Raw genomic sequence first — 5,505 nt, forward strand, 5'->3', positions numbered from 1 at the left:
GGCGCCGGCTTGGGCGGGGTCGGCCGGGGCAGCACGGGCGCGGGCTTCGGCTCGGGTGCCGGCGCGGGCTCGGGTCGCGGTTGCGGCTTGGCCGGTGCCTCGGGCGCGGGTGGTGGCGCCTCCTCCGGCTCGCCCACATCGGGCGCGACCGCCTGCGACGGCGCCTCGGTAACGCGCGGCGCGGCCGATTCAAGCGCGACGTCCTTGACGAGGCTGATCTCGACCGGACTTTGCTTCAGCTTGAGGGGATTGGGCGTATCGAGAAAACCGATCGACAGCAGCCCGAACAGGACGACATGCCCTGCAACCGCTACGCCAAGGCCGATCTTCTCCGCGCGCTCCACCTCAGTCCTCGCCGACCGTGACCAGTGCGACGCGGTTCAGCCCGGCGCGGTTCAGCTCGCCCATGACGCGCATCACGCGGCCATAATCGAGCCCGCGGTCGGCACGGAGGAACACCTGCGGCGGCTGCGTCGCCGAACCACGCGCCGCGATCGCATCCAGCCGCTGTGGCAGCGCGTCGGGCGCCACCTCTTCCTTGGCGATGAAGATCCGGCCATCGGCGTCGATCGCGATCTCGGTCGGCTGCTGGTCCTGTTCCAGCGGCTTGGCGCGGCTGTCGGGCAGGTTCACGGGCACCCCCTGCGTTAGCAGCGGCGCGGTGACCATGAAGATGATCAGCAGCACCAGCATCACATCGACCAGCGGCGTGACGTTGATATCGGCCATCGGGGAACGCCGCCCCCGACCACGCTGCGACGGCAGGTTCATCGCCATCGCGCGTCAGCGCTCGCTATCGAGCTGGCGCGACAGCGTCGCGTGGAACCCGTCGGCGAAGCGCATCAGCCGCGCCTCGATACGGTTGATGGCGTGGCTGAAGCGATTGTACGCGATCACCGCCGGAATCGCCGCGAACAGGCCGATCGCGGTCGCGAACAGCGCCTCCGCGATCCCCGGCGCGACCACCGCGAGGCTGGTGTTCTGCTGGCTGGCGATCGAGGTGAAGCTGCGCATGATGCCCCACACCGTGCCGAACAGCCCGACGAACGGCGCCACCGAGCCGACCGTCGCCAGCACGTTGAGCCGATCGGACAATTGGTCGATCTCCTTCGCGACCGCCGATCCCATCACGGTGCCCAGCCGCTCGCGCACGCCCTCGCGGTCGATCCGCTGACCCTGCGTCGAGCGCCGCCATTCCGACACCGCCGCGCCCAGCACGCGCGCGGAGGGCAGATCCTCCTGCCCGCGCGTCCGCACGAAGGCGTCGATATCGTCCGCCTTCCAGAATTCCTTTTCGAAGACATCGGTTTTTCTGCGGGTCCGCCCGAGCTTCAGCCAGAAGGCGATGATGATCGCCCAGGTCCAGATGCTGGCCAGCAACAGCCCCAGCATCACCGCCTTCACCACCCAATCGGCCTGAAGGAACAGCGCAATCGGCGACAAGGTCGCAGCATCGGTCTGCAAAATCGGATTCAAGACGGCATGTCCCCCTGAGCGGCGAGGCGGCGGAAAAGATCGACCCAGGCCGCCGGCTGGCGCCGGGGGCGGCCGTCGGGCCCCACCAGCGCCGCGGTCACCGTGGCCTCGGTCAGCAATTCCGCGCCGCGCCTGACTGTCTGATGAATGACGACGCTGGCGGCGCGTGCCGCGATCACCCGGCTGACCAGCAGCAGCGCATCGTCGAGCCGCGCCGGCAAGCGATAACGGATCGCCATTTCGGTGATCGCATAGGCGCCACCGCCGGCCTCTATCGTGGCGCGCTGGTCGATCCCGGCGACCCGCAGCATATCGGATCGCGCACGCTCCATGTAGCGCAGGTAATTGGCGTGATAGACGACGCCCGACAGGTCGGTATCCTCGAAATAGACGCGCACCGGGAAACGATGCGTCGCCCCGTCGAAATATCCCTGCGCGGGCTGGTCCTGACCGTGCGGCGTCATTGCCGCGCTGTTAACCTAACGATGGCGGCGAAGAAACCCTATATGGTATCGATCGCGCGCCGCTACGCCGCGACAAAGCTGTTGATCGCGCGATCCTTCCGCACCCGCAGCCCATCGAAGATCGTGCCGTTCATCGCGATCCACACGCCCGGCCCCGCCACCTGCGAGGCGGCGACCGCCATGCCGAGATTGAACGTGGCGTCGCTTTCCGCAAAGCGCGCCGGGGCCAGCGCACCGACCAGCACCACCGTCTTGCCACCGACGTCGCCCAGCGCCTTTGCGGTTTCGGTCATCGTATCGGTGCCGTGGGTGATGACGATGCGCGGTTCATCGGCCGCGCGCACCGCCGCCGCGATCGCCGCACGATCGGCATCATCGATCTCCAGACTGTCCTTGCGCATCACTTCCTGCACGCGGAACGGCACCGCGACGCGCGCGGTACGCAGGATACGGTCGACGACGCTGTCGCCGATCTGATATTCGCTCAGCGCATCGAAATAGAGTTTGTCGATCGTCCCGCCGGTGGTCAGGATCAACAGGCTCATTGCGCCGTCTCCAGCAGGCCGTGGCGGATCAGCATCGCGGTCGGATCGGGGTCACGGCCGCGAAACGCGCGGAAGCTTTCCGCCGCCGGGCGCGTCGCGCCGCGCGACAGCACTTCGTCACGCAGCGCGCTGCCCGTCGCGCGATCGATCAGCCCGTTCTCGGCGAAGCGAAGGAACCCGTCCGCCGCCAGCACCTCGGCCCACAGATAGCTGTAATAGCCGGAGGCGTAGCCGCCAGCGAAGATATGCGCGAAGCCGTGCGGGAAACGGTGCCAGGCGGGCGGGCGCATTACCGACACTTCGTCGCGCACCGCCTCGATCACCTCCATCGGATCGCTGCCCAGCGTCCCGAGATGCAGCAGGAGATCGAACAGCGCGAATTCCAGCTGACGGACAATGAACATCCCCGACTGGAAACGCCGCGCCGCGACCATCCGGTCGAACAATGCCGGCGGCAGCGGCGCCCCCGACGCATGATGACCCGACATGCCGGTCAGCACCTCGCGATCCCAGGCGAAATCCTCCATCAACTGGCTCGGCAACTCGACCGCGTCCCACTCGAACCCACTCGTCCCCGCGATCGAGGGGCGATCGACGCGCGTGAACAGGTGATGCAGGCAATGGCCGGTTTCGTGCAGCAGCGTCACCACGTCATTGTGGCTCAGCAGCGAGGGCTGGTCAGGACTTTTCGGCGCGAAGTTGCAGACCAGATAGGCAACCGGGACGCGCTTGGCATTGCCGTCATGGAGGCGCGGTCGCGCCTGTGCCATCCACGCCCCGCCGCGCTTCCCCGCGCGCGCGTGCAGATCGAGATACAGGCCCGAAAAGACCTCGCCGCTGTCGTCGACCACGTCGAAATAGCGCGCGTCGGGATGATAGAGCGCGACATTGTCACGCTCGACCAGGCGGATGCCGAACAGCCGATGCAGCAACGTCTGCCAGCCGGCGGTGACGCGCTCGACCGGGAAATAGCCGCGCACTTCCTGTTCATCGACCGCATAGCGTGCCTGCCGCAGCCGGTTCGCGGCAAAGCCCGCGTCCCATGGCTGGAAATCCGCGATGCCCAGCGTGTCGCGCGCGAAATCGCGCAGCGCGTCGCGATCGCGCTCCGCCGCCGGGCGCGCACGCTTGCCCAGGTCGCGCAGGAACGCCAGCACCTCGCCAGCATTCGGCGCCATCTTGGTCGCCAGCGACCATTCGACCGGATCGGTGAAGCCCAGCAGCCTGGCCGCCTCGCGCCGCAGTTCGAGGATGCGGGCGATGCGCGGGCCGTTGTCGAATTGCCCGGCATTCGGCCCCTCGTCCGACGCGCGCGTGCCGTAAGCGCGATAGACGGCGGCGCGCAGTTCGCGATCCTCGGCGAAGGTCAGTACCGCATTGACGCTCGGCTGTTGCAGAGTGACCAGCCAGCCGTCGAGCCCCTTCGCCTCCGCCGCGGCGGCGAACATCGCCTTGTCGGCGGGGGACAGGCCGGCAAGACGCGCCTCATCGGTGACATGCTCACCCCAGGCATCGGTGGCGTCGAGCAACGCGCTGCCGAATTCGGTCGACAGCGTCGACAGTTCGACCGAGATGTCCGCGAAACGTGCGCGCTCCGCCTCGTCGAGCGCGACACCGGACAGGCGGAAGTCGCGAACTGCATGCTCCACCGCGACACGATCTGCCTGGGGGAGTGCGGCGAAGGCGGGAGAAGCCTCCAGCGCGACCAGCACGTCGTACAAATCGCGATTCTGCGCGACCGCCATCGAATGCTGGACCAGCTTCTCCTGCCCGGCGGCATGCGCGGCGCGCAGCGCGGGCGTGTCGGCAACGCCGCGCAGGTGCGACACCGCCGACCATAGCGCATCGATCCCCGCCTCGGCGCGCTCCAGCGGCAGCCACGCACGCTCGAACGTCGTCGGCCGCTCCCGCGTGACGATCTCGACCGCCTCGGCATGACGGGCGATCGCGGCGTCGAGCGCGGAGGCGATCGCATCGGGGGTCAGCGCGGCGAAATCGGGCAGCGTCAGCGGGTCGAGCAACATGGTGGTCATCAAGCGGCGTCCTATCGTGATCGATGAAGGATAGGAATGCCGGGCGCGTTGTGCGAGGGGGCAGCGTGCCATCCCGTCGCCGGCGCCGGCCGCCTCACCCGCGCACCGACAGCCCCAGCCACCAGGTGCGCGGCGTCGCGCGTTCGACCACGTCCGCGCCGGTGATGCCGGTCTGCACCTCGCTGTCGAAGGCATTTTCCACCCGCGCCTCCAGCGCCAGCGCGCGGGTCAGCGGCAGCGCGGCATAAGCATCGAACACCGTCGCGGGGGCGAGGCGGCGGCTGTTCTGGTCGTCCTCGAACTGGCCGGCCAGATAGCGCATCGTCACCGAGGCGGTGGCACGATCGCGGCGCCAGCCGAGCGTCGTCGTCACCGCGTCGCTGGGGGTCTGTGCCGGACGCAGGCCGTCGAGCGCGGCGGCGGCGCCGCTCGCTTCGACGCGCGCCTCGGCATGGCTCCACGAGGCGATCGCGAACAGCGCGCCACGATCGACCCGCGCATCCACCTCCACCCCGTGCGAGCGGATCGCATCGAGATTCCGGCGCACGCGATAGCTGCCCCCCGCCGCGACGAAGCCGACGCCGGGGAAGGTGCCCGGCCCCAGCCCGGCGGTCACGTTGGAGATCGCGCCCGCCAGCCGGTTGGTGAACCAGCCGGCGGTCAGCGACACGCCCGCGATCGGGGTCAGCGCCACCCCCGCGTCCACCCCGGTCAGCCGCTCGGGCGCGAGGGCGGCGTTGGCGGCGGTCGCGTCCGCCCCGGCGCGGAACGGCCGGTAGAGTTCGTTGAGCGTCGGCAACCGCCAGCCGCGATAGCCGGCGACGCGCAGCACCAGCGGCGGCGCGATCGTCCACGCCACCCCGGCGCGCCCGGTCGCTTCGGTGCCGGCGCGATCCGCGAAGGTCATGTCGGTGATCGGCGCGCCGGTCGCCAGCGTCGCCTCGCGCAGGAAGCCGTTCGCGATCCGCCAACGGTCTATCCGCGCGC

At 69.2% G+C, this 5,505-nt stretch carries 6 protein-coding genes and 1 pseudogene; all 7 read right to left on the reverse strand.

Annotation, left to right across the window (positions count from 1 at the left end; genetic code table 11):
* Window positions 1–344, reverse strand: a pseudogene (locus tag ACFDSW_RS14945) (cell envelope biogenesis protein TolA); the annotation flags it as partial.
* A 1-nt stretch (window position 345) separates the two neighbouring features.
* The gene (tolR, locus tag ACFDSW_RS14950; protein WP_375251069.1) at window positions 346–777 is read right to left on the reverse strand and encodes a protein TolR; all 432 of its coding nucleotides are present in this window, start codon (window positions 775–777) and stop codon (window positions 346–348) included.
* 6 nt (window positions 778–783) lie between these two features.
* Entirely contained in the window at window positions 784–1,476 is a 693-nt protein-coding gene (gene tolQ / locus ACFDSW_RS14955; protein WP_375251070.1) for a protein TolQ, read from the reverse strand.
* Complete coding sequence (gene ybgC, locus ACFDSW_RS14960; protein ID WP_375251071.1) at window positions 1,473–1,940, reverse strand: tol-pal system-associated acyl-CoA thioesterase; 468 nt, start codon at window positions 1,938–1,940, stop codon at window positions 1,473–1,475. The genes tolQ and ybgC overlap by 4 nt, the downstream gene beginning before the upstream one ends.
* A gap of 62 nt (window positions 1,941–2,002) precedes the next feature.
* The gene (locus ACFDSW_RS14965) at window positions 2,003–2,485 is read right to left on the reverse strand and encodes an asparaginase domain-containing protein (protein WP_375251072.1); all 483 of its coding nucleotides are present in this window, start codon (window positions 2,483–2,485) and stop codon (window positions 2,003–2,005) included.
* A complete protein-coding gene (locus tag ACFDSW_RS14970) occupies window positions 2,482–4,518 on the reverse strand; it encodes a M3 family metallopeptidase (RefSeq protein ID WP_375251073.1) in 2,037 nt (678 codons plus the stop codon). The genes ACFDSW_RS14965 and ACFDSW_RS14970 overlap by 4 nt, the downstream gene beginning before the upstream one ends.
* Window positions 4,519–4,612: 94 nt before the next feature.
* Window positions 4,613–5,505: TonB-dependent receptor domain-containing protein (locus tag ACFDSW_RS14975; protein ID WP_375251074.1), on the reverse strand; the 893-nt coding region annotated here is incomplete at its 5' end.

This window comes from Sphingomonas sp. (genome assembly GCF_042091075.1).
Taxonomy (GTDB): domain Bacteria; phylum Pseudomonadota; class Alphaproteobacteria; order Sphingomonadales; family Sphingomonadaceae; genus Sphingomonas.

Coding starts and splice junctions, on each gene's coding strand:
- tolR (WP_375251069.1), bottom strand. CDS start 777: ATGGCGATGAACCTGCCGTCGCAGCGTGGTCGGGGGCGGCGTTCCCCG.
- ybgC (WP_375251071.1), bottom strand. CDS start 1,940: ATGACGCCGCACGGTCAGGACCAGCCCGCGCAGGGATATTTCGACGGG.
- ACFDSW_RS14965 (WP_375251072.1), bottom strand. CDS start 2,485: ATGAGCCTGTTGATCCTGACCACCGGCGGGACGATCGACAAACTCTAT.
- ACFDSW_RS14970 (WP_375251073.1), bottom strand. CDS start 4,518: ATGACCACCATGTTGCTCGACCCGCTGACGCTGCCCGATTTCGCCGCG.